We start from the raw sequence: 19523 nt of genomic DNA, 5'->3' as shown, positions 1-19523 counted from the left end.
TGAATATGATGTTTTGCATCTTTTCCTGTTGTTCATAAGTTAATCCCGTTTTTGAGCTTTACCCGCTGAAAAGCATAAGTAATTATTTTGAATACAGGTTAAAGATATGTCTAACATGATCACCGGTACCGTTAAGTTTTTCAACGAAACCAAAGGTTTTGGCTTCATCCAGCAAGAAAACGGCCCGGACGTTTTCGTTCACTTCAGCGCTATCAGCGGTAACGGTTTCCGTACCCTGGCTGAAGGTCAGCGCGTACAGTTCTCTGTGACCCAAGGTCAGAAAGGCCCGCAGGCTGAGAACGTAACTGCTCTGTAATTCTTACAGAATTTAAGAAAGCCGTGGTACCTCTGGTGCCACGGCTTTTTGTTTTATGGCATATTCATAAATCACCTTTGCCAATGACCATCATCATGCTCCCATCACTTTTGTTGACCGTGGTGCTTGCCAATACTCCCGTGCCGGATCCCGCGGCCAGCGAGGCTGTAACCGTGTGCCAGCAATTCGTGCAGGTCCGTTTGGGCAAGGCAGAGCAGCCCGAGGAGATCAAGGCACAGCCTGTCCCAAAGCGGGCGGGGGAGTGGCTGATCGATGGCAAGGTAAAAGGACCCGAAGGTCCTTTGTTGTTTGCTTGTCTGCTGCGGCAGGGAAAGCGCTGGGAATTGCTCAACTTCTCGCTCTGGGCGCCGCAGGAACTCAATTCGGCTTGAGTGCCACCAGCAGGTGTTGAAGATGCTCCAGCATGGTCATGCCGAAGGGGGTCAGATAGCCGCCATCGACGGCACTGATCATGCCTTGGCTGTGCAGGCGCTGCGCCGCCAGGCACAGCTCTTCAGACATGTCGCTGCGTAACTTGATCCCCAGACTCATGTTCGCCGGATCAAAGCATGCCAGTATTTTCAGCTCATTCACAAAATCGTCAGAAACCTGGTCGATCCCACTCATGGATGCACTCCTTACGCTAAAGATGTATGCAAACTAGCATTCCCGGTTTGACTTTAGTGGGCGCTGGCTCAAAGTATTGGGCTTTGTCTGGGCTGGCTGTGCCCGAACGCTGCTTTTTTGGTCGGAAGCATCACGCCCAGGCTGGCTGGACGAGCAGAGTCCGCGTGCCGCTAAACATGGTAGAATGGTCCCTCTTTTGTCCCCCTGGCCAGGTATGAACCCAGGTCTTCCAGCTCAAGGCGCGTCTCATGATCACTGTCACTCTGGTATCTCTGCTGCACACCCTAGGTCCCCGCTTTCCTGTTTATGCTCCGTCCTTGTTGCTCCCCTTGCTCGATGAGCATCAGGGGGATCTCTGGCTGCCTTCCATCAAGGGGGTGGATGTCGCCGCCCTGCGCCAGCATGGCAAGGGGGCCCAGACCCTGGCCCCTCTGGCGGCGGGGTGGTGCGACTTCGGGACCGGCGGCGAGGGGGAGACTCCCGAGTTGGATGCACTGGCCAGTTACGACGAAGAGATGCTGGACAACCTGCTGATGTACTGGCACAGCCCAGGCAAGATCAACAGCCCGATCACCGATAACCTGTTCGAGCTGCGCCGCGAGGTGGTGGATGAAGCCCATGGCACCAGGCTGGCGACCGCCTGGCAGCAGCAGCAACAGGCGCGCTTCGAGCAGATCATGCAAGGTGTGCAGGCCGGGCGGGATCAGCTCTGTTTCGTCGAGGTGGAGTCCGCCTACTGGCTGCGCCAGCGTTTCTGCGAGACGGCGGAGATCACCCTGGTGACCCCGGCGCTGGGCTGAGATAGCCGAAACAGGAGCGACTGAGCACTCTTGCTGGACAAGGCGCCAGCAAGATGTGAACATGTCGCCCTTTATTGAATGGGAGACTTGACCAATGAGCTATGAACTTAGCGACACCGAGCGCAATGCTGCGCTGCAACTGAACGCCGACTACCGCTTTGATCACTTCATCAGCAAGCTGGTCGAGCACGAAGAGCTGTTTGTTCTGACCGACGAGCACGGCGTCATGATGCTGACCACCGAAGACGAAGACTGTATCCCTGTCTGGCCGCATCCGGAATACGCTAAGGCCTGGGCCGAAGGCGAGTGGGCAGATTGCAAGCCGCAGTCCATCACCCTCAAGGTGTGGCTGGATCGCTGGGTCGACGGCATGGAGCAGGACGAACTCTGCGTGGCCGTGTTCCCGACCCCGGAGCAGGAAGGCATAGTGCTGGATCCGGCCGATGTGGCCGACGCCATCGCGCAAAAGCAGGCCAAGCGCGGCTAAGTCCCGTCCAGGCGCTGCTGCCACAAAAAAGACCCCGCCACAGTGCGGGGTCTTTTGTTTGCGCCGAGCCAGAGCGTGGAGCCGGCTCAGGGTTGTTGATAGCGGGTGTCGATTACAGTGACGGGAGGGAAGGTCTTGCCCTGCTTGATGGCGGCTTTCGTCTCCGCTTTCAGCTGCTCGTCAATCCAGAGCAGGCCGCCGAAGCTGTAGCCCGAGTTGGCGCCATCCAGGGGCCAGTAGAGCAGATCGCTCTGGGGCGTTGCCGGCGTCTTGGGCAGTTTTATCCAGCGCCAGGCGCCTGCCCGGGTATAGGGGACCTGATAGGCAGGGACGAAGCTGGCCAGCTCATAGAGCCGCTGCTGGATCTGCCGTGAGAGCTCGGCCTTCTTGCCGAAGTCGAAGGCCTTGTCGTATTGCTCCACCAGGGCCGAGATGGCGTCGTCATCGAGGTTCATGATGTTATTGGTCTGGGGCTTGTTGGCGTTGACCTTGTGGAAGTGCTCCCAGTAGGCGGGATAGCGGCCACTGCTCCAGGCCATCCAGGCGCTCTGATGCTTCTTCTCCAGCATGGATTTGAAGCCGGCGGAGGCATCCATCAGGTTCAGCTCCAGATTGAGACCCGCCTTCTTCGCCTCTTCCCGCAGCAGGGTCAGGCGCTGGGCATGCTCGGCCGTGGTGTAGGTGATGCTGAGGGAGAGGGGCTGGCCCCTGTCGTTTTGCAAGATGCCATCCGGCCCCGTCTTGGTGAAGCCCGCCTTGGCGAAGTAGTCCCGTGCGAGCCTGGGATCGAAGGGGCGTGCCTTGATGTCGGTGTTGGTGAAGGCCCCCTGGCCCGAGCCGTAGCTGTTGAGGCGCTGGTAGTCTCCCCGCAGCAGGGTGGCGATCATCTTGTCGAGGGCGAGGGCGTACTGGATGCCGAGCCGCACATTGAGATCCTTGAGCAGCGGGTCTGCTGTGTTGAGGTAAAGCCCCATGGGGGACTGCGGGGTCTGGTTGTAGAACCAGAGCCGCTCGATATAGCCCTTCTCGAATTCGGCTGTCTTGCTCTTGTCGTGCCACCAGTTGGGCATGACCAGCGGGAAGCTGTCGAGATCGCCACGCAGGAAGTGCTGCCAGGCGATGTTCTGATCCCTGAGCACCTTGATCTCTATCCGGTCCGGGTTGAAGCGGTGCTGGAAGTAGCGCTCCCCGTCACCCCACCAATCCTTGACCCGGTTGAAGGTGACCGACTTGCCCTTCTTCAGCTCGCCAATCTGGTAGGCACCGGTGACCGGCAGCACCTTCCAGTTGTACTCCTTGACCCAGTTGGCCGTGAGCTTGATGGCATGGCTCGGCTCCGGGCTGAACGGCAGGGATTCCAGCAAATCCTCCCGGCTCTTCTCGGTGCCGCTGGTGATGGCGAGGGTGTGATCGTCGAACCTGGTCACCTCGCTTATCTGGGTGCTGTAGTAGTTGTTGTACCAGGGGTCGCTTATCTCCTTGCTGCGCATCATCTTGAGGGTAAAGAGCCAGTCATCGGCGGTGACGGGTTGGCCGTCCGACCAGCGCGCCCTGGGGTTGAGGCGAAAATAGAGGGTCTTGTGATCGGCGCCGAAGGCCCACTGGTTGGCCAGCATGGGGATGGGATTGCCGGTCACCGGATGGGTGGCGAGCAGGGGCAGATTGGTTTCACGAACGTAACCGGCGAAGCTGCCGTTGGAGTCGGGCCCGTACTTGCGCAAGGTGAGCGGGAAGCTCGACATGAAGTCACGGAAGGTGCCGCCCCGTTTGGCCTGTGGATCGGCATAGACGGGGTCTGTGTCGTTGCTCTCCCACTTGAGATCCGCCGGCAGGGTGGCGCTCCAGCTGAAGGCGCTCCAGCAAAGGGGGAGCATCATGGCCGCGACCCGTATGACACGCGGCAAAGTGGGGATGACCGAGGGTGAACTGTGCAGCATGTCCTTGCTCTCCTGATGGTTGGCGTCCTGCCGGGGTCAAGCTGTGAGGCCCGTGAGGGCCTGATCCATCATGGGAAGTTTCCCCATCGAGGTCAATGTTCGGCTTGTGCCTTGAACAGCCTCATTTTTCCGCCCAGCAGATGAACCACGAAGCCGAGCAGCACCAGGCCCGAGCCCAGCCACTGCAGGGTCGTGGGGTGTTCATCGAGCAGCAGGGCGGCCGCCACCATGCCGACGCAGGGCACCAGCAGGGAGAGTGGCGCCACCTGGGCCACCGGATAGCGCATCAGCAGCCGCCCCCAGAGGCCGTAGCCAAGCCAGGTGGCGACCAGCGACAGATAGAGCACGCACAAGAGCCCCTGCCAGCTGAAGTTGAGCAGGCTGGTGGCAATGACATCGGGCCCCTCGAACAGCCAGGAGAGCGCGAAGAAGGGCAGTATGGGCACCAGGCCGCCCCAGGCGATGAGGCTGGGTAATGAGGTCTGATAGCGTAGCCCAATCTGGCGATTGATGACGTTGCCAAGGCCCCAGCAGGCGGCGGCGCACAGGGTCAGCACGAAGCCGAGCAGGGTCAGGTTGCCCTCGCCGTTGGTGGCGATGAGATAGAGGCCGGCCCCCGCCAGCGGCAGCGCCACCCAGTGGTGGGGCTGCCAGCGCTCCCCCAGCCAGATCATGGCGAACAGCAGGGTGAACACCACCTGGGATTGCAGCACCAGGGAGGCCATGCCCGCCGGCATGCCGAACTTCATGGCGCAGAACAGGAAGGCAAACTGCCCCAGGCTGATGGCACCGCCATAGGCCAGCAGCCAGCGCCAGGGCATGGCGGGTCTGGGCACCAGCAAGATGGCGGGGAAGACAACGCCGACGAAGCGCAGCGCTCCCAGCAGCAGCGGCGGTATGCCCTCCAGCCCCCATTTGATCGCCACGAAGTTGAGTCCCCAGCAGAGAATGACCAGGGCGGCCAGACACTTGTCCTTGGCTTGCATACAGCGTCCTTGTGTGAGAAGCAGGGCCATGAGATGGCGCCGGAAGGGAACGAGCATACCCTCGATGGGGTGGTCGGCGTCAAGCCGCAAGCGGGGTGGCGTGCGATCGCGCCGGGTGGTTCGGGAGGAGAGGGCGGCATGTCGGGGGAGGACTAAGCTAGTAGGAGAGCGCTCGATGTGACGGGCGAGTATCTATGGCTGACTGGAGGTGTACCATGAGCGACCATACCCTGCTGCCCCATGGTGAGGATCTGCGCCGCGCCGTACGCTGGCTCAGCGAACACCATGAACACGACATCCGGGCCATCGAAGAGGCCTGCGTCCGCTTCGATCTCTCCCCGCTGGATGAAGAGTTCCTTCTCCGCTACTGCCGCGAGCAGGCACCTGAGTCCCAGGCTCGCTAGACGAAGTTGGCCAGGTTGATGCCAACTCCTTGGGATCGACCGTGCTCTCTATGCTCTCCTGCCCCCCGTTTCTGGCGAGATCCAGCCACTGCACCTCGAGGTAGTGGCGCTGGGTGGCGTGATAGATCACCTTGACCACCGGCTTGAGCGGTTGCTGTTCGTTGCGCTGCATCACGACCGCCAGCCGCTGGTTGGAGAGCTGCACCAGGGTGCCCACCGGATAGACCCCCATGCACTTGATGAACTTGGTGACCAGCTCGGCATCAAAGTGCTGATCGATGCCTTTGAGCAGGATGCGAAACGCCTGGGTCGGTTGCATCCCCTGCTTGTAGACCCTGTCTGCCGTCACCGCATCGTAGACATCGACGATGCCGCTCATGCGGGTATAGAGGGATAGCTGTTCCCCCTTGAGCCGCTGGGGATAGCCGGTGCCATCGAGGCGCTCGTGGTGGTTGGCGGCCACCTCCAGCATGGTGGGGGTGATGCCGGCGGTATTGCTGAGGATGTCGTAGCTGTGCACCACGTGCTGACGCATCACGCCAAACTCCTCGTCGGTCAGCTTGCCCGGCTTGTTGAGCACCTCGTCCGGAGTCATGATCTTGCCCACGTCGTGGAGCAGGCCGCCCAGGGTCAGCTCCTTGAGCACGTTGCGCTCAAGCCCGAGATAACGGCCGAAGTTCGCCAAGAGGATGGCCACGTTCATGGAGTGTTCCATCAGGTAGGCATCCTTGGCCCGGATCCGCGCCAGACAGAGCATGGCGTCGCCATGGGTGAACATGGTGTCCACCATCTCCTCGGCGACCGCCGCCAGCGGGGTGATGTCGATGGGCTCCCCCGCCTTGAGGTGGCGAATGAACTTGCCCTGCAGCTCACGGGCCTCCTGATAGAGACGGCGGATCTTGAGCTCGCGCCCTTCGCCACTGCCTGCGGGACGCGCCGAGCCGGCGCTGTGGGCCGGGCTCGGGGAGACGACCTGCTCTATCCCGGGCAGCTTGCTGCGGGCGAGATCCACCCGCACCGTCAGCACGCCGCGCCGGATCAGCGCATCCACCTGCTGACGGTTGGTCACCAACCCCGTCTGGGCGATTTCCATGGCGCCGGTCTGGCTGGCGATGGCTAGTACGTACATGCCAGGTTGCAACTGGTTGACGGGGATGACGGGATGAGGCTGAGTCGGCTTCATGGGGGCTTCCTGGGATTATTATTATGCGTGGTGTCGGCGATCTGTCGGCAGTCTATCACAGGCACATCATGGCGTCAGGCGCCATCTGCCTAACTTCTCCCTTAGTGCTGGCGTTGTGAGGTTCGGCCTATATAATGACGCCCCTTGATAACGTTGGATTCCGAGGTTTTGTGCATGCGGCTCGATAAATTTCTTTGCGATTGCTCCGATTTGACCCGTTCCCAGGCGGGCAAGCTGATCCGTCAGGGGGAGGTGATGGTGGACGGTATCCTGGTCAAGCAGCCCGCCTTCCACATCAATGAGCAGAGCCTGATCGAGTTTGATGGCGTGACCTTGACCCTGAATCAGCAGAATCGCTACTTCATGCTGCACAAGCCGGAAGGCTACGTTTGCTCCAACGAGGACCCCGATCACGCCACCGTCTTCCACCTGCTGGATGAGCCCGCCATGGGCAAGCTGCACGTGGTGGGCCGGCTCGATCTCGACACCACAGGCCTGGTGCTGATCACCGACGACGGCAAGTGGTCCCACCGCATCACCTCGCCGCGCCACGAGTGTGCCAAGACCTATCATGTCTGGCTGGCCGACCCCGTGAGCGAGGATGCCATCTCGCTGTTTGAAGATGGCGTCTACCTGCGCAACGAGACCGACAAGACCCGCCCCGCCCAGCTGGAGATCCTGGGGGAGTGCGAGGCGCGCCTCACCATTCACGAGGGCAAGTACCACCAGGTGAAGCGGATGTTTGCCGCCATCGGCAACAAGGTGATAGGGCTGCATCGGGAGCGGATCGGGGCGCTCGGCCTGGACGACCAGCTGGCACCGGGGGAATACCGGGAGCTGACCGCCGAGGAAGTGGCCCAGTTTTAATCGCGCCATCCGACGGCGAACGTTCGCAATGATGTTACCGCGTCCGATTACGCCGCGACGCGGCTAATCGAACCTGCAGAACCAATTGAATTTTGTAGATTCGAATAGCGAAGCCTGTTCGGACGATCCTGAGGATTGGGTGTAGGTTGGCGCGAAGCGGAGCTAAGCCCAACATCAACCCCCGACTTACCCCGCTCCCAATACCATGGCCGTGCCCAGGGTGGCCAGCAGGGCACCGGCCCAGGCGGGCAGGGCAGGGCGCATCCCTGAGTGCCACCACAGCAGGGGCAGCAGTATGACCGGGGTGGTGGAGGATAGGATGGCCACCATGCCCACGTCCCCCTGGCGCAGGGCAACCAGGATGAGCGTCATTCCGAGCGCCATCGCCAGGAAACCGTTGATGCCTATCATGCCCAGCACCTGGCGGTTGATGGGGTTGTGCGGCATGGCGAGCGGCACCCGCAGCACCCGCAAGGCACAGTGCGCCAGCAGGGCGCTCCCCATGCGGATGCCGGAGGCGCTCACCGCGTCCACGTTGCCAGCCATCATCACCGGCTTGGCGATGATGGCCCCCAGGCTCTGACACAGGGCCGCGGTCAGGCCAAGCGCGATGCCGACGGCGAGGTGGCCGCGCACCTGCTCCCACTCGTTGTGCTGTTGCGCCTGCTGCGGGTTGCCACGGCGGCCGAACAGGATGGCAAGCATGACCCCGGCCAGCACCAGCAAGGCCCCCACCAGACGCCAGCCACCGAGTTGTTCGCCGAACAGCCAGAGCCCGAGCAGGGCGGAGAAGAGCGCATGGCAGGAGAACAGCAAGCCGCTGCGCCTGGGGCCAAGCCGGTTCATGCAGGCGAACAGGGCGGTGTCTCCGACGAAGATGCCGATGAGCCCCGACAACGCCAGCAGTGGCAGGGCGCTCTCCGTGAGGGTCTGCCAGCCCCCCGTGACCAGGCTGGCGCTGGCCAGCATCAGGCTGACCAGAAACATCCGCCAGCGGCTGTAGGCAAAGGCCCCCAGATGGCGCGCCGGTTTGACGGAAATCAGGGCCGCGACCGCCCATAAACTGGCGGCAGCCAGCGCCAGCCACTCATACCCCATAAAGACCCCTGAAACGGTAAAAATCAGCCGGGCTGATGCCAGTATCGAGCGCCATGGCGGCCTGACTGACCTTCATGCGAGGCGAGTCGAGGGTGCCGTCAGGCGATCTTGCGCACCCATGGCTGATAGTTGGGAAAAATCCCCTGAAAAAAATAGCCCGAAAGACTCCATCTGCCGGGCAAGCCCGATACAATACGGGGCGTCTTCGGGGATAACAAGCGCGGCATCATGCATTCGTTTTAAGGCGCGCCGCCGGCCTTCCCCTTCTTGAAATAAAGTGAATTGAACGAGGTTGATGTCATGCTTTACCGTTTCGCCGCCCGGCCAGCCCGTCGCTGGCTCTCTCCCTTGCTGCTCGGACTGATGCTGGCGCCGCCGTTGCAGGCGACCACAGTGGTGCAGCAGCCTGCGCTCTCCGACAGACAGACTCTGGTCAAGGGCAACGGCGCCGAACCCGAGTCCCTCGACCCTGCCCAGATCCGCTCCGGTTTCCCGGGGGAGGTGGTGCTGGTGGACTTGTTCGAGGGGCTGGTCAGCGAGGATGGGCAGGGCAGGATAGTACCGGCTCAGGCCCAGCGCTGGGAGACGCGCGAGGATGGCCTGGTGTGGCGCTTCTTCCTGCGTCCGCAGCTCAAGTGGTCCAACGGCGAGCCGCTCACCGCCCGGGATTTCGTCTACGCCTGGCGGCGTCTGCTGAGCCCGGCGCAGGCCTCGCCCTCCGCCGGTCTCTTGCTGGCGACCGGCATCAACAACGCCCAGTCCATCTATGCCGGAGCCCTCGATCTCGATGCCCTGGGGGTGGAGGCCGAGAGCGATCAGATCCTCAAGGTGACCCTGGAGCGGCCCGTGCCCTACTTCCTGCAGCTCATCAGCCAGCGCCCCTTCGTGCCGGTCAACGAGCGGGCCATCACCCAGTTTGGCAAGCAGTGGACCCAGCCTGGCAAGCTGGTCAGCAACGGCCCCTACCGGCTGGTGAACTGGGTGCCGAACGAGCGTATCGAAGCCGAGCGCAACCCCCAGTACTGGGATGATGCCCACACCCGGATCCAGCGGGTGACCTATCTGCCCCTGGCTTCCCAGCACGCGGAGCGGTTGCGCTACGAGGCGGGGGAGATCCAGCTCACCAACAAGGTGGCGCTGGAGTATTACCAGAAGACCATGGAAGAGACACCGGAGCGGATCTGGGGTTTGCCGTTGCTGGGCACCTACCTCTATACCTTCAACCTGCGCCGCCCCGAGCTGCAGGATGTGCGGGTGCGTCAGGCGCTCTCCATGGCCATAGATCGCCGCCTGCTGACCGAGAAGGTGAGCGGCCAGGGGGAGCGGCCGGCCTGGTCCCTGCTGCCCGGCATGCCGGATTACGAAGAGCTGGGTTCGGCGCTGGCCCTGGAGGACATGCCGACCCGTCTGGCCAGGGCTGCCGCCCTGCTGACGGAGGCGGGCTACAACAGTGCCCATCCCCTCAAGCTGACCCTGACCTACAACACCTCGGAGAACCACAAGAAGCTGGCCCTGGCGGTCGCGGCCATGTGGAAGCCGCTGGGGGTGGAGGTCAGCCTCAACAACATGGAGTGGAATGCCTATCAGGTGGCCAAGGACAGCGGCGACTTCATGCTGGCCCGCTCCTTCTTGTTTGGTGACTATGTGGAGCCCTCGTCCATGCTGGGCAGTTTCCGCTGTCAGGATCCCCAGAACGAGAGCGGCTACTGCAATCCGGCCTTTGACGGCCTGTTGCAGCAAGCGGCGGACACCCTGGATGGCGCCGCCCGAACCGGGCTCTACCGCCAGGCCGAACAGCTGTTGATGGAGGAGATGCCTGTCATCCCCGTCTATCACTACAACCAGATGAGGCTGGTGGACCCCGCCCTGCGCGGCTTGCCGAGCAGCAACCTGAAGGGGGCCATCGCCACCAAGGATCTCTACTTCAGCCAGCCATGAGGAGTGCGCGATGAAGATAGCCATCATTTCCGATATGCACGGCAGCCTGCCTGCCCTGGAGCAGGTGCTGGCGCAGCTTGCACCCTGGCAGCCGGATCACTATCTGTTGCTGGGGGATCTGCTCAACCACGGCCCGCGCAATCCGGTGCCGGCGGGTTATGATCCTGCCGCCGTGGCGGCGCGGCTCAACCAGTTGGCCCCCCGGATCATGGCGGTGCGGGGCAACTGCGATTCCGAGGTGGATCAGATGCTGCTGCACTTCCCCATCACGGCCCCCTACAACCAGCTGCTGGTGGACGGGCGGCGCTGGTTCGTCAGCCATGGACATCTCTATGATCCCGAGGCGGTGCCTCTGCCGGCGGGCAGCCTCTTCATCAGCGGCCATACCCACCTGCCCATATTGCGACGAGAAGCGCGGCAGGGAGGGGTGCTGGTGCTGGTGAACCCGGGATCCATCTGCTTTCCGAGGGGAGAATGGGCGGCCAGCTATGGCCGGTATGAGGATGGCGTCATGAGCATTCATGCCTGCCGCGACGGGGCAAGGATGATGGAACTGGTGCTCTGACAGCAGGGCATCAAGGGAAGGAAGGAGAGAGAATTAGGCCTTGATCCCCAGGGAGCGGGTGCCCGAGCGGGTATTGCCCTTGGCGTCATAGGTCAGGGAGTTGCTGTCTCGCAACTTGCTGAGAAAGCTCGCCAGGCGGCGATTGGAGATGATGCTGAGCTCGAGCAGCCGACCGTTGAGGTTGTTCTGCTCCTGACAGGCTTCCAGTTTGGCTTGCAGAGCCTGCAACTGGGTCGGGAAGGCGGCGAGTTGTTGCTGCAGATCGGGCAGCTCGGCCAATGTCTTGTCCAGGGTCTCGATGGCCTCAAGCAGTTGCTGCTTGCGCTCGGTCAGCGCCGGCAAGGCCAGGGCCCGGTGTGCCTTGAGCAGGTCAAATTCCTCTGCCAGCAAACCTTGCATCTGGGAGAGGTTGTCGTCCTGGGCGTGCAGCAGCGAAGGCAGTTCCATCATCCCAGCCGTTTGTCCAGATCCGCTTCGAAGCTGAACATCTTCCTGGCCACGGCTTCGCTGTTGACCTTGTATTCACCACTGGCCACGGCCTTCTTCAGGCTTTCGACGCGGCTCTCGTTACCGGTGGAGGCGGTGTTGAGGGTCTTCTGCATCTGTTGCAATTGCTGCGCCTCACTGGTCAAGGAGACAGAGTCGGTCTTGACGGTCGCCGCGCGATTGCTCTCGGCAGAGGTCGCGGACTTGGTGGCTACACCTTGACTGGTCCCACTGTTTTGCAACCGGCTGTTTGCCAAGTTGTTGATATTGTTGATAGCCATACGCTTTACCTTCGTCTGCTTTGCTGTTCGCTTACCTGTTTATCGGTGACGGCGGTCAGAACTTTAGAAAAAAATTGCTGCATTAATAAAACAGTCAGAATGTGACCACCACAGAGCCGACGGCACTCACCTGGCCCTGCACCGCTCTGCCCGAACGAATGTTGACGAGCCTGATCATGTCTCCGAAGCTGCCATCTTGCAAGGCTCGGGCCATGGTTTTGATCTGCATGCTGCTGTTTTCCGCACTCAGGGTGACCTGGTCCCCCTTGCAGACCACGCAGACCTGGGTGAGCCTGATGGGCTGGCCCGGCTTGAGTTCACGCTTGCTGCGCACCCCGATGAGAGCGGCCGGGTCGGTGAGATAGTCACCGCGGATCAGGGTCTGATCCTGGTAGGCCAGGGTCAGCATGGACTCGCTCAGTATGTCCCCTTTGGCTACGGGAGCCGCGACGGTGACATAGGGTTTCTGGATGCTGACCCGCACCGGGAGATAGAGATCCCAGGGTTTGTCTCCCTCGCATTTGAGGTAGACGGTGGTGTTGCGGCGGATCTCCATCTTGGCCGGAAGGGAGATAGTCAGCCCCTCTTCGCAGTGGTTCAGGGGGAGGCGCTCATCTATGGTGCCGGCGGTCACCTCGGCCTGGGCATCGAGGGGGACATCCAACTGGTCGAGGACGAACGTCTGTGCCTGCTCCTGCAGATAGTCGGTCACCTCGGATGCCATGGCGTGAGAGAGGCTGCAAAACGGCAGTAAGATGAGGAAAAGTCTATTAATCATTTTTGCTTACCGGTCGATAAGTTGTTCACGTACACCATCGCAGTTAACTATGCTTGCTGCAGATTTCGGTTGTCGAGACATCGATAGTCTGATGCAAGCCAATGTGCATGCACACACAACATGCACGATCAGTGCCAAGCGTTTTTTTAGGGAGTGTTTATGGCGAGTATTCTGGACTCGGTCAACCAACGGACCCAGCTAGTGGGACAAAACCGGTTGGAGCTGCTGCTGTTTCGTCTCAACGGACGTCAAAGATTTGGCATCAACGTATTCAAGGTACGTGAGGTGCTGCAGTGCCCTCCCTTGACCGTCATGCCCAAGCTCAACTCCTGCATTCGCGGTGTGGCGCACATTCGCGGCCAGACCATCTCGGTGATCGATCTCAGCATGGCGATGGGCAAGCGCCCCATCCAGGACATCTCCAAGTGCTTCATCATCATCTCCGAGTACAACAGATCCGTTCAGGGGTTCCTGGTCCATTCGGTCGAGCGCATCATCAACATGAACTGGGAGTCCATACTGCCTCCCCCCAAGGGCGCCGGTCGCATCAACTACATGACGGCGGTGACCGAGGTGGATGGCGAGCTGGTGGAGATCCTGGATGTGGAGCGCATTCTCAACGAGATCTCGCCGGTCTCCACCGAGGTGAGTGCCGAGCTGGTGGAAGCAAGCGTGGAGCGCAATCCCCATGGCCGTCCTGTGCTGGTCGCCGACGACTCTTCGGTGGCGCGCAAGCAGGTACAGCGGGCGCTGGAGGCCATAGGGGTGCAGTGCGTGCTGGCCAAGGATGGACGGGAGGCCCTCAACATGCTGCTGGAGATGGCCAAGCAGGGCCCCATCCTCGATCAGATTGCCCTGGTCATCTCCGACATCGAGATGCCGGAGATGGATGGCTACACCTTCACCGCCGAGATCCGCAACAATCCCAACCTCAAGGATTTGCATGTTATCCTGCACACATCCCTCAGTGGGGTGTTCAATCAGGCCATGGTGCAGAAAGTTGGCGCGAACAACTTCATTGCCAAATTCCAGCCTGATGAATTGGCCAAGGCCGTACAAGGCGCTCTCTAATAAAGAAGAACAACTGCATGAAGACACTTTCGGACGACTTATACAGGCAATTCAGCAATTTTCTGGCGCAGCAGAGCGGCATAGTGCTGGGTGACAACAAACAGTATCTGGTCAAGAGCCGTCTGTCGCCCTTGATGACTCAGTTTGGTATCGAGAGTCTGTCTGAACTGGTGACCCGGGCGATGAACGTGCGCGAACGGGAGCTCAAGATGGCCGTGGTCGATGCCATGACCACCAATGAAACCCTGTGGTTTCGCGATACCTACCCGTTCCAGCTGCTGAGTGACAAGATCTTCCCCGAGCTCGGCAAGAGTGGTCGTCCCATCAAGATCTGGTCTGCGGCCTCCTCCTCCGGGCAGGAGCCTTACTCCATCGCCATGACGGCGCTGGAGCAGCAGGTCAAACGCCCAGGCACCTTACCGGGCGGGGTGCAGATAGTGGGGACCGACATCTCCAGCACCATGCTCAACCAGTGCAAGGAAGGGGTCTACGACAGCCTGGCACTGGCTCGCGGGCTGTCACCCGAGCGCAAGCGGCTGTTCTTTGAGCCCTGCGGCGACAACAAGATGCGGGTATCGGAGCGTGTCAGAAAATTGACCAGCTTCCGGCCCCTGAACCTGCTGGAGAGCTACAGCCTGCTCGGCAAGTTTGACATCATCTTCTGTCGCAACGTGCTCATCTACTTTGCGCCAGAGGTGAAGTCCAAGATCCTCAACCAGTTCGCCAGCAGCCTCAATCCTGGCGGCTATCTGATGCTGGGGGCCTCGGAGTCCCTGGCGGGCCTCACCGACAAGTTCGAGATGATCCGCTGCAACCCCGGCATCGTCTACAAGGTCAAATAACTCCCCCCTCGTCCCTCTTTGGCACACCTCTTGCTAAACATTCGTGAAGCAGGAGGTGCGCTATGGCAATTTCATTCGACAAGGCATTCGGTGTTCACCAGTACACGCTGAGCGTTCGCGCCAAGCGTGCGGAGGTGTTATCGAGCAACATCGCCAACGCGGATACGCCGGGCTTCAAGGCCCGGGACATCAACTTCTCCCAGGCGTTGCAGGATGCCCAGAGCCAGCAAGGGTTCGGGCTGTCCACCACCAGCGAGAAGCATTTCGCCTTGCAGATGGATGCCCCCGGGTCGACCCAGTATCGCAACCCCCTGCAACCGGATACCGGTGACGGCAACACTGTGGATGTGCAACAGGAGCGCAGCGAGTTCCTGCGCAACAGCCTCGAGTACCAGGCTTCCCTCGAATTCATGAATAGCAAGATAAGCGGCCTGCTCAAGGCGTTGAAAGGAGATCAGTAATGAGTTTGTTCAAGGTCTTTGACATTGCAGGCTCTGCCATGAGCGCGCAGTCTGTCCGCCTCAATACGGTGGCCAGCAACATGGCCAACGCCGACAGCGTCAGCTCCAGCGTGGAAAAAACTTACCATGCCAGGCGGCCAGTCTTTGCCGCCCAGCTGGATCAGGCCATGTCAGACAAGCAGGCCTCGGTGGGGGTGGATGTGAAGGGCATAGTCGAGAGCGATGCGCCGCTGCTCAAGGAGTACAACCCGAACCACCCCATGGCGGACAAGGATGGCTTCATCTTCAAGCCCAACGTCAACATGGTGGAGGAGATGGCGGACATGATAGCCGCCTCCCGCAGTTACCAGACCAACGTCCAGGTGGCGGATGCGGCGAAGAAGATGCTGCAGCAGACGCTCGGCCTTGGCAAGTCCTGATAGAGGTGAACCCAGATGACAGAGAGCAGTGACGGTCTGCATGACCGCGACCATGGGTTCGACCTGTACGGTGCGCGGCAAACCCGGACAGAGGGGGAATCATAAGTGGCAGATACCTATGACAGTCTGCTGGGTGTCAACCGGGCGTCGTCCACCCAGACCAATAACACCAACACCACGACCCAGAAGAAGGAGCTGGATCAGGAGTCTTTCCTGAAGCTGCTGACCATGCAGCTCTCCTACCAGGATCCGTTCAAGCCGGTGGACAACGCCCAGATGCTCTCCCAGATGACCTCGATGTCGACGTCTCAGGGGATCAGCAGCCTCTCTAACCAGATGGAGAGCCTCAACAGCCTGATGACCTCCAGCCAGGCGCTGCAGGCCTCGGCCCTGGTGGGCCAGAACGTGCTCATTCCCTCCAACACCGGTTATCTGGAGAAGGGGAGCACCCTCTCCGGCGTCATCGCCACCGGGGACGGTGGCAGCAACGTCAAGGTGACGGTGAAGGACGAAAGCGGTCAGGTGATCAAGGAGTTCTCCATCGAAGGGGATCAGAAGGGGAACGTGGCCTTCGAGTGGGATGGTCTTGACAAGTCGGGCAATGCCGCCAAGAGCGGCAAGTATTCGATAGAGGCGCACGCCACCGTCAATGGCAAGTCCGAGAGCGTACCGGCCCTGACCTATGCCAAGGTGGAGAGCGTCACCTTGGGCACCAGCACCAACCCCAGTACCCTCAAACTCAAGGGACTGGGTGGCATCTATCTGACCGATGTATTGGAAATTGGCGGGGCGACCGGCAAGTCGACCACGAAACCGACGCCGACACCGACCCCTAACGCAGTGATCTAAGGAGAAAGACATGTCATTCAACAATGCCCTCAGCGGCATCAATGCGGCTCAAAAAGACCTGAACGTCACCGCGAACAACATTGCCAACGTCAACACCACCGGCTTCAAGGAGTCCCGCGCCGAGTTTGCAGACGTCTACGCCAACTCCATCTTCGTCAACGCCAAGACCCAGGTCGGCAACGGGGTGGCGACGGGGGCGGTGGCGCAGCAGTTCCATCAGGGGGCGCTGCAATTCACCAATAATGCGCTGGATCTCGCCATTCAGGGCAACGGCTTTTTCGTGACCTCCGATGGCCTGACCAACCTGGATCGCAGCTACACCCGCTCCGGCGCCTTCAAACTCAACGAAAGCAGCTACATGGTCAGCAACTCCGGCGGCTACCTGCAGGGGTACGAGATCAATGCCGATGGCACCCCCAAGGCGGTGAGCATCAATGCGACCAAGCCCATCCAGATCCCGGACAGGGCCGGCGAGCCGGTCCAGACCTCGAAGATCGAAGCCAATTTCAACCTGCCGTCCACCGCCTCTCCACTGGCGGCGGGGGGGACGCCCTATACACCTCCGGCCCTCCCTCCGGCGGATGCTTCCAAGTTCGATCCCAAGGATTCGGACACCTACTCCTCTTCCACTTCGGTGGTGGTCTACGACTCCCTGGGGGAGCCGCACACCATCACCCAGTACTTCACCAAGGAAGCTGATCCGCTAGACCCGGCCAAAGCGGCGGTGCCGACTGCCTGGCGTATGTACCTCTATCAGGGGGACAAGCCCATCGACATCTCGGGTGGTGTCCCCACCGCCATGGCTGCCGGCTTGAACCAGGCCCCCCTGAGTGCCCGCGTCACCTTCGACGCCTCCGGCAAGATGGTCACCCCGACTGATCCTGCGGTGATCAAGACGGTCTCATTAGGTTCACCTGCTGCAGGTACACCGGTTACTGGAGAGCCAGGTGCCGGCATCATTACCAATGGTGCAGATGGGACTCAACAGTTTGAAATAAAGCTCGGCACCGTGACCCAGTATGCCTCGCCGTTTGAAGTCAACAAATTGACCCAGGATGGCTCCACCGTCGGCCGGCTGACCAAGGTGGAGATCGGGGCGGACGGCATAGTCTCCGCCACTTACAGCAACGCCACCACCGTCAAGGTGGCCATGGTGGCCATGGCTAAGTTCGCCAACTCCCAGGGGCTGACCCAGGTGGGGGACACCTCCTGGCGCCAGTCCCTGCTCTCCGGCGATGCCCTGCCGGGCACTCCGAACTCGGGCACCTTCGGCTCCATCAAGTCGTCGGCGCTGGAGCAGTCCAACGTGGACCTGACCACCGAGCTGGTGGACCTCATCACCGCCCAGCGCAACTTCCAGGCCAACTCACGCTCGCTGGAAGTGAACAGCTCCCTGCAGCAGAGCATACTGCAGATCCGCTAAAGTTTTTGCGGTTGCAAGGGGCGCTCATGCGCCCCTTGTCGTTTCTGGCATAGTGTTTTTTCCTCCCCTGTTTCTCCATTCTTCCGCTCTTGGCACTCAATTTGCAGTTGTCCTGCGAGAGTCATCTGTTTGACGGAGGATCACATGGATCACCTGCTTTATATCGCCATGTCAGGAGCCAAGGAGAACATGAACAGCCTGGCTGTGCGTGGCAACAACCTGGCCAATGCCAACACCATCGGCTTCAAGTCTGATTTCGAGCAGGCGCGCAGTATGCAGGCGTTTGGCGAAGGACTGCCCACGCGGGTGTTCGCCATGACGGAGCGACCGGGTCAGAACCTGCAGCACGGCCTGCTGCAGACCACGGGGCGGGATCTTGACGTCGCCGTCGACGGCCCGGGCTGGATTGCGGTGCAGGATCCCAATGGAGCAGAGGCCTATACCCGCATGGGCAACCTGCAGCTCAATGCCACCGGCAATCTGCAGACCTCGACCGGGCTCAATGTGGTGGATGACGCCGGTCAGCCCATCGTGCTGCCGTTGCCCATGGAGAAGATCGAGATCAACCGGGATGGCACCATCAGCGGCCGTCCCGAGGGCGCCGCTGCCAACCTGCCGGAGGATTTCCAGCGCATCAAGCTGGTCAATCCGCCGAGCGATGCGGTGGAGAAGGGCCAGGATGGCCTGTTTCGCCGCAAGGATGGCCAGGCGGAGGCCGCGTCTGCCGACGTGGGCCTGATCGCCGGTTCCCTCGAGGGGAGCAACGTCAACGTGGTCGACGAGATGACCAACCTTATTCGCTTGCAACGTCAGTTTGAAACTCAGGTCAAGATCATGAAGACCGCCGAGGAGAACGACGAGGCACAAACCCAGCTGCTGCGTATCAGCTAATCAAGGAGTACCCCATGAATCCTGCACTCTGGATCAGCAAGACCGGCCTCGATGCCCAGCAGACCAACATCTCGGTCACCTCGAACAACCTGGCGAACGCCAGCACCGTGGGCTACAAGAAGGCTCGCGCCATCTTTGAGGATCTGCTCTATCAAAACGTCAACCAGCCCGGTGGCCGCTCCTCGGCAGACACCGAACTGCCCTCCGGCCTGATGCTGGGGGCGGGGGCCAAGGTGGTCGCCACCCAGAAAAACCACAGTCAGGGCAACGTCCAGACCACGGACAACTCCCTGGATCTGATGATAAGCGGCCGTGGTTACTTCGAAATCCAGCTGCCGGACGGCAGCGCGGCCTACACCCGCAACGGCCAGTTCACCCTCAATGACGAGGGCACCATCGTCACCCCGGGCAACGGCTACCCGCTGCAGCCGGAGATCCAGATCCCCGAGAACGCCCAGAGCGTGACGGTGGGGGAGGATGGTCAGGTGTCGGTACAGCTCAAGGGGGATGGCCAGTCCCAGGTGGTGGGCCAGATCAATACCACGGATTTCGTCAACCCCACCGGCTTGCAACCCATGGGGGAAAACCTCTTCGTCGAGACCCAGTCCAGCGGCGCCCCCATTCAGGGGACGGCCGGTGCGGACGGGCTCGGAGTCATCAAGCAGGGGATGCTGGAGACCTCCAACGTCAACGTGACCGAGGAGCTGGTAAACCTGATCCAGGCCCAGCGGGTCTATGAGATGAACTCCAAGGTCATCTCGGCAGTTGACTCGATGATGTCCTTCCTGACCCAGCGCACCTAATCCAGCCACCT

The 19523-nt window shown here is 60.9% G+C and carries 23 protein-coding genes and 1 pseudogene; 16 read left to right on the top strand and 8 right to left on the bottom strand.

Going from position 1 to position 19523, the window contains the following annotated elements; translation table 11 throughout:
* Positions 1–106: 106 nt before the first annotated feature.
* Positions 107–316: a cold-shock protein gene (locus ACB030_RS05705; RefSeq protein WP_005331438.1), complete on the top strand. Its 210-nt coding sequence runs from the start codon at positions 107–109 to the stop codon at positions 314–316.
* A 95-nt stretch (positions 317–411) separates the two neighbouring features.
* The gene (locus ACB030_RS05700; protein ID WP_139434913.1) at positions 412–708 is read left to right on the top strand and encodes a hypothetical protein; all 297 of its coding nucleotides are present in this window, start codon (positions 412–414) and stop codon (positions 706–708) included.
* Here the strand turns inward: ACB030_RS05700 and ACB030_RS05695 are convergent.
* Entirely contained in the window at positions 695–943 is a 249-nt protein-coding gene (locus ACB030_RS05695) for a TIGR02647 family protein (protein WP_139434838.1), read from the bottom strand. The genes ACB030_RS05700 and ACB030_RS05695 overlap by 14 nt on opposite strands.
* Before the next feature lie 248 nt (positions 944–1191).
* Here ACB030_RS05695 and ACB030_RS05690 point away from each other — a divergent pair, with 248 nt between their 5' ends.
* Together ACB030_RS05690 and ACB030_RS05685 are read left to right on the top strand one after the other, a co-directional pair.
* Positions 1192–1743, top strand: a complete 552-nt coding sequence (locus ACB030_RS05690) for a hypothetical protein (RefSeq protein ID WP_371158564.1) — start codon at positions 1192–1194, stop codon at positions 1741–1743.
* Between the two features lie 94 nt (positions 1744–1837).
* The gene (locus ACB030_RS05685) at positions 1838–2230 is read left to right on the top strand and encodes a DUF2750 domain-containing protein (RefSeq protein WP_005331447.1); all 393 of its coding nucleotides are present in this window, start codon (positions 1838–1840) and stop codon (positions 2228–2230) included.
* An 86-nt stretch (positions 2231–2316) separates the two neighbouring features.
* Here the strand turns inward: ACB030_RS05685 and ACB030_RS05680 are convergent, their stop codons facing one another.
* Positions 2317–4107 (bottom strand): extracellular solute-binding protein, encoded by a 1791-nt coding sequence (locus ACB030_RS05680; RefSeq protein ID WP_371158613.1) that lies wholly within the window; start codon positions 4105–4107, stop codon positions 2317–2319.
* Positions 4108–4259: 152 nt separating this feature from the next.
* Positions 4260–5153: an EamA family transporter gene (locus ACB030_RS05675; RefSeq protein ID WP_005331452.1), complete on the bottom strand. Its 894-nt coding sequence runs from the start codon at positions 5151–5153 to the stop codon at positions 4260–4262.
* Between the two features lie 215 nt (positions 5154–5368).
* On the opposite strand from ACB030_RS05675, the gene ACB030_RS05670 reads away from it, so the two are divergent.
* Positions 5369–5557, top strand: coding sequence for a hypothetical protein (locus ACB030_RS05670; RefSeq protein ID WP_005331455.1), 189 nt, complete (start codon positions 5369–5371; stop codon positions 5555–5557).
* On the opposite strand, the pseudogene ACB030_RS05665 reads toward ACB030_RS05670, so the two are convergent.
* Positions 5554–6740 (bottom strand): annotated as a pseudogene (locus ACB030_RS05665) (HD-GYP domain-containing protein). The gene ACB030_RS05670 and the pseudogene ACB030_RS05665 overlap by 4 nt on opposite strands.
* 174 nt (positions 6741–6914) lie before the next feature.
* Here ACB030_RS05665 and rsuA point away from each other — a divergent pair.
* Entirely contained in the window at positions 6915–7607 is a 693-nt protein-coding gene (gene rsuA, locus ACB030_RS05660) for a 16S rRNA pseudouridine(516) synthase RsuA (protein ID WP_368168873.1), read from the top strand.
* 186 nt (positions 7608–7793) lie between these two features.
* Here the strand turns inward: rsuA and ACB030_RS05655 are convergent, their stop codons facing one another.
* Positions 7794–8705, bottom strand: a complete 912-nt coding sequence (locus ACB030_RS05655) for a DMT family transporter (protein WP_139744494.1) — start codon at positions 8703–8705, stop codon at positions 7794–7796.
* 300 nt (positions 8706–9005) lie between these two features.
* On the opposite strand from ACB030_RS05655, the gene ACB030_RS05650 reads away from it, so the two are divergent.
* Positions 9006–10643: a peptide ABC transporter substrate-binding protein gene (locus ACB030_RS05650; protein WP_371158563.1), complete on the top strand. Its 1638-nt coding sequence runs from the start codon at positions 9006–9008 to the stop codon at positions 10641–10643.
* Between the two features lie 10 nt (positions 10644–10653).
* Positions 10654–11208: a phosphodiesterase gene (gene yfcE, locus ACB030_RS05645; protein ID WP_371158562.1), complete on the top strand. Its 555-nt coding sequence runs from the start codon at positions 10654–10656 to the stop codon at positions 11206–11208.
* A gap of 33 nt (positions 11209–11241) precedes the next feature.
* On the opposite strand, the gene ACB030_RS05640 is transcribed toward yfcE, so the two are convergent.
* The 3 genes from ACB030_RS05640 to flgA all read right to left on the bottom strand — a co-directional run bounded on the left by ACB030_RS05640 (position 11242) and on the right by flgA (position 12675).
* Positions 11242–11658: a flagella synthesis protein FlgN gene (locus tag ACB030_RS05640; protein WP_371158561.1), complete on the bottom strand. Its 417-nt coding sequence runs from the start codon at positions 11656–11658 to the stop codon at positions 11242–11244.
* A complete protein-coding gene (gene flgM / locus ACB030_RS05635; protein ID WP_025327542.1) occupies positions 11655–11975 on the bottom strand; it encodes a flagellar biosynthesis anti-sigma factor FlgM in 321 nt (106 codons plus the stop codon). Before flgM ends, ACB030_RS05640 begins: the two co-directional genes overlap by 4 nt.
* Before the next feature lie 94 nt (positions 11976–12069).
* Positions 12070–12675 (bottom strand): flagellar basal body P-ring formation chaperone FlgA, encoded by a 606-nt coding sequence (flgA, locus tag ACB030_RS05630; RefSeq protein WP_310650727.1) that lies wholly within the window; start codon positions 12673–12675, stop codon positions 12070–12072.
* Between the two features lie 237 nt (positions 12676–12912).
* Between flgA and ACB030_RS05625 the strand changes: the two genes are divergently transcribed.
* The 8 genes from ACB030_RS05625 (at position 12913) to flgG (ending at position 19512) form a co-directional block, all read left to right on the top strand.
* Positions 12913–13824: a chemotaxis protein CheV gene (locus ACB030_RS05625; protein ID WP_025327540.1), complete on the top strand. Its 912-nt coding sequence runs from the start codon at positions 12913–12915 to the stop codon at positions 13822–13824.
* A gap of 17 nt (positions 13825–13841) precedes the next feature.
* On the top strand, positions 13842–14666 hold the full coding sequence (locus ACB030_RS05620; RefSeq protein ID WP_005329773.1) for a protein-glutamate O-methyltransferase CheR: 825 nt from the start codon (positions 13842–13844) through the stop codon (positions 14664–14666).
* 62 nt (positions 14667–14728) lie between these two features.
* A complete protein-coding gene (gene flgB, locus ACB030_RS05615; protein ID WP_025327539.1) occupies positions 14729–15127 on the top strand; it encodes a flagellar basal body rod protein FlgB in 399 nt (132 codons plus the stop codon).
* Complete coding sequence (flgC, locus tag ACB030_RS05610) at positions 15127–15546, top strand: flagellar basal body rod protein FlgC (protein ID WP_005329775.1); 420 nt, start codon at positions 15127–15129, stop codon at positions 15544–15546. Before flgB ends, flgC begins: the two co-directional genes overlap by 1 nt.
* A 105-nt stretch (positions 15547–15651) precedes the next feature.
* Entirely contained in the window at positions 15652–16395 is a 744-nt protein-coding gene (locus ACB030_RS05605) for a flagellar hook assembly protein FlgD (RefSeq protein WP_371158560.1), read from the top strand.
* 10 nt (positions 16396–16405) lie between these two features.
* The gene (gene flgE, locus ACB030_RS05600) at positions 16406–17818 is read left to right on the top strand and encodes a flagellar hook protein FlgE (protein ID WP_171276439.1); all 1413 of its coding nucleotides are present in this window, start codon (positions 16406–16408) and stop codon (positions 17816–17818) included.
* A gap of 144 nt (positions 17819–17962) precedes the next feature.
* Complete coding sequence (flgF, locus tag ACB030_RS05595) at positions 17963–18709, top strand: flagellar basal-body rod protein FlgF (RefSeq protein ID WP_161507006.1); 747 nt, start codon at positions 17963–17965, stop codon at positions 18707–18709.
* Positions 18710–18723: 14 nt separating this feature from the next.
* Positions 18724–19512, top strand: coding sequence for a flagellar basal-body rod protein FlgG (gene flgG / locus ACB030_RS05590; RefSeq protein WP_005329779.1), 789 nt, complete (start codon positions 18724–18726; stop codon positions 19510–19512).
* Positions 19513–19523: the final 11 nt, after the last annotated feature.

This window comes from Aeromonas sp. S16(2024) (assembly GCF_041403065.1).
Taxonomy (GTDB): Bacteria; Pseudomonadota; Gammaproteobacteria; order Enterobacterales; family Aeromonadaceae; genus Aeromonas.
This window is presented reverse-complemented; position numbering and strand designations above follow the sequence as displayed.

What these genes read in the sequence shown, in the direction of transcription:
- ACB030_RS05700 (WP_139434913.1), top strand. Translation starts at nt 412, where the DNA reads ATGCTCCCATCACTTTTGTTGACCGTGGTGCTTGCCAATACTCCCGTG.
- ACB030_RS05620 (WP_005329773.1), top strand. Translation starts at nt 13,842, where the DNA reads ATGAAGACACTTTCGGACGACTTATACAGGCAATTCAGCAATTTTCTG.
- ACB030_RS05625 (WP_025327540.1), top strand. Translation starts at nt 12,913, where the DNA reads ATGGCGAGTATTCTGGACTCGGTCAACCAACGGACCCAGCTAGTGGGA.
- ACB030_RS05680 (WP_371158613.1), bottom strand. Translation starts at nt 4,107, where the DNA reads ATGATGCTCCCCCTTTGCTGGAGCGCCTTCAGCTGGAGCGCCACCCTG.
- ACB030_RS05670 (WP_005331455.1), top strand. Translation starts at nt 5,369, where the DNA reads ATGAGCGACCATACCCTGCTGCCCCATGGTGAGGATCTGCGCCGCGCC.
- flgG (WP_005329779.1), top strand. Translation starts at nt 18,724, where the DNA reads ATGAATCCTGCACTCTGGATCAGCAAGACCGGCCTCGATGCCCAGCAG.
- ACB030_RS05705 (WP_005331438.1), top strand. Translation starts at nt 107, where the DNA reads ATGTCTAACATGATCACCGGTACCGTTAAGTTTTTCAACGAAACCAAA.
- yfcE (WP_371158562.1), top strand. Translation starts at nt 10,654, where the DNA reads ATGAAGATAGCCATCATTTCCGATATGCACGGCAGCCTGCCTGCCCTG.
- flgC (WP_005329775.1), top strand. Translation starts at nt 15,127, where the DNA reads ATGAGTTTGTTCAAGGTCTTTGACATTGCAGGCTCTGCCATGAGCGCG.
- ACB030_RS05655 (WP_139744494.1), bottom strand. Translation starts at nt 8,705, where the DNA reads ATGGGGTATGAGTGGCTGGCGCTGGCTGCCGCCAGTTTATGGGCGGTC.
- flgM (WP_025327542.1), bottom strand. Translation starts at nt 11,975, where the DNA reads ATGGCTATCAACAATATCAACAACTTGGCAAACAGCCGGTTGCAAAAC.
- flgF (WP_161507006.1), top strand. Translation starts at nt 17,963, where the DNA reads ATGGATCACCTGCTTTATATCGCCATGTCAGGAGCCAAGGAGAACATG.
- flgB (WP_025327539.1), top strand. Translation starts at nt 14,729, where the DNA reads ATGGCAATTTCATTCGACAAGGCATTCGGTGTTCACCAGTACACGCTG.
- ACB030_RS05685 (WP_005331447.1), top strand. Translation starts at nt 1,838, where the DNA reads ATGAGCTATGAACTTAGCGACACCGAGCGCAATGCTGCGCTGCAACTG.
- ACB030_RS05695 (WP_139434838.1), bottom strand. Translation starts at nt 943, where the DNA reads ATGAGTGGGATCGACCAGGTTTCTGACGATTTTGTGAATGAGCTGAAA.
- flgE (WP_171276439.1), top strand. Translation starts at nt 16,406, where the DNA reads ATGTCATTCAACAATGCCCTCAGCGGCATCAATGCGGCTCAAAAAGAC.
- ACB030_RS05690 (WP_371158564.1), top strand. Translation starts at nt 1,192, where the DNA reads ATGATCACTGTCACTCTGGTATCTCTGCTGCACACCCTAGGTCCCCGC.
- ACB030_RS05640 (WP_371158561.1), bottom strand. Translation starts at nt 11,658, where the DNA reads ATGATGGAACTGCCTTCGCTGCTGCACGCCCAGGACGACAACCTCTCC.
- rsuA (WP_368168873.1), top strand. Translation starts at nt 6,915, where the DNA reads ATGCGGCTCGATAAATTTCTTTGCGATTGCTCCGATTTGACCCGTTCC.
- ACB030_RS05650 (WP_371158563.1), top strand. Translation starts at nt 9,006, where the DNA reads ATGCTTTACCGTTTCGCCGCCCGGCCAGCCCGTCGCTGGCTCTCTCCC.
- ACB030_RS05675 (WP_005331452.1), bottom strand. Translation starts at nt 5,153, where the DNA reads ATGCAAGCCAAGGACAAGTGTCTGGCCGCCCTGGTCATTCTCTGCTGG.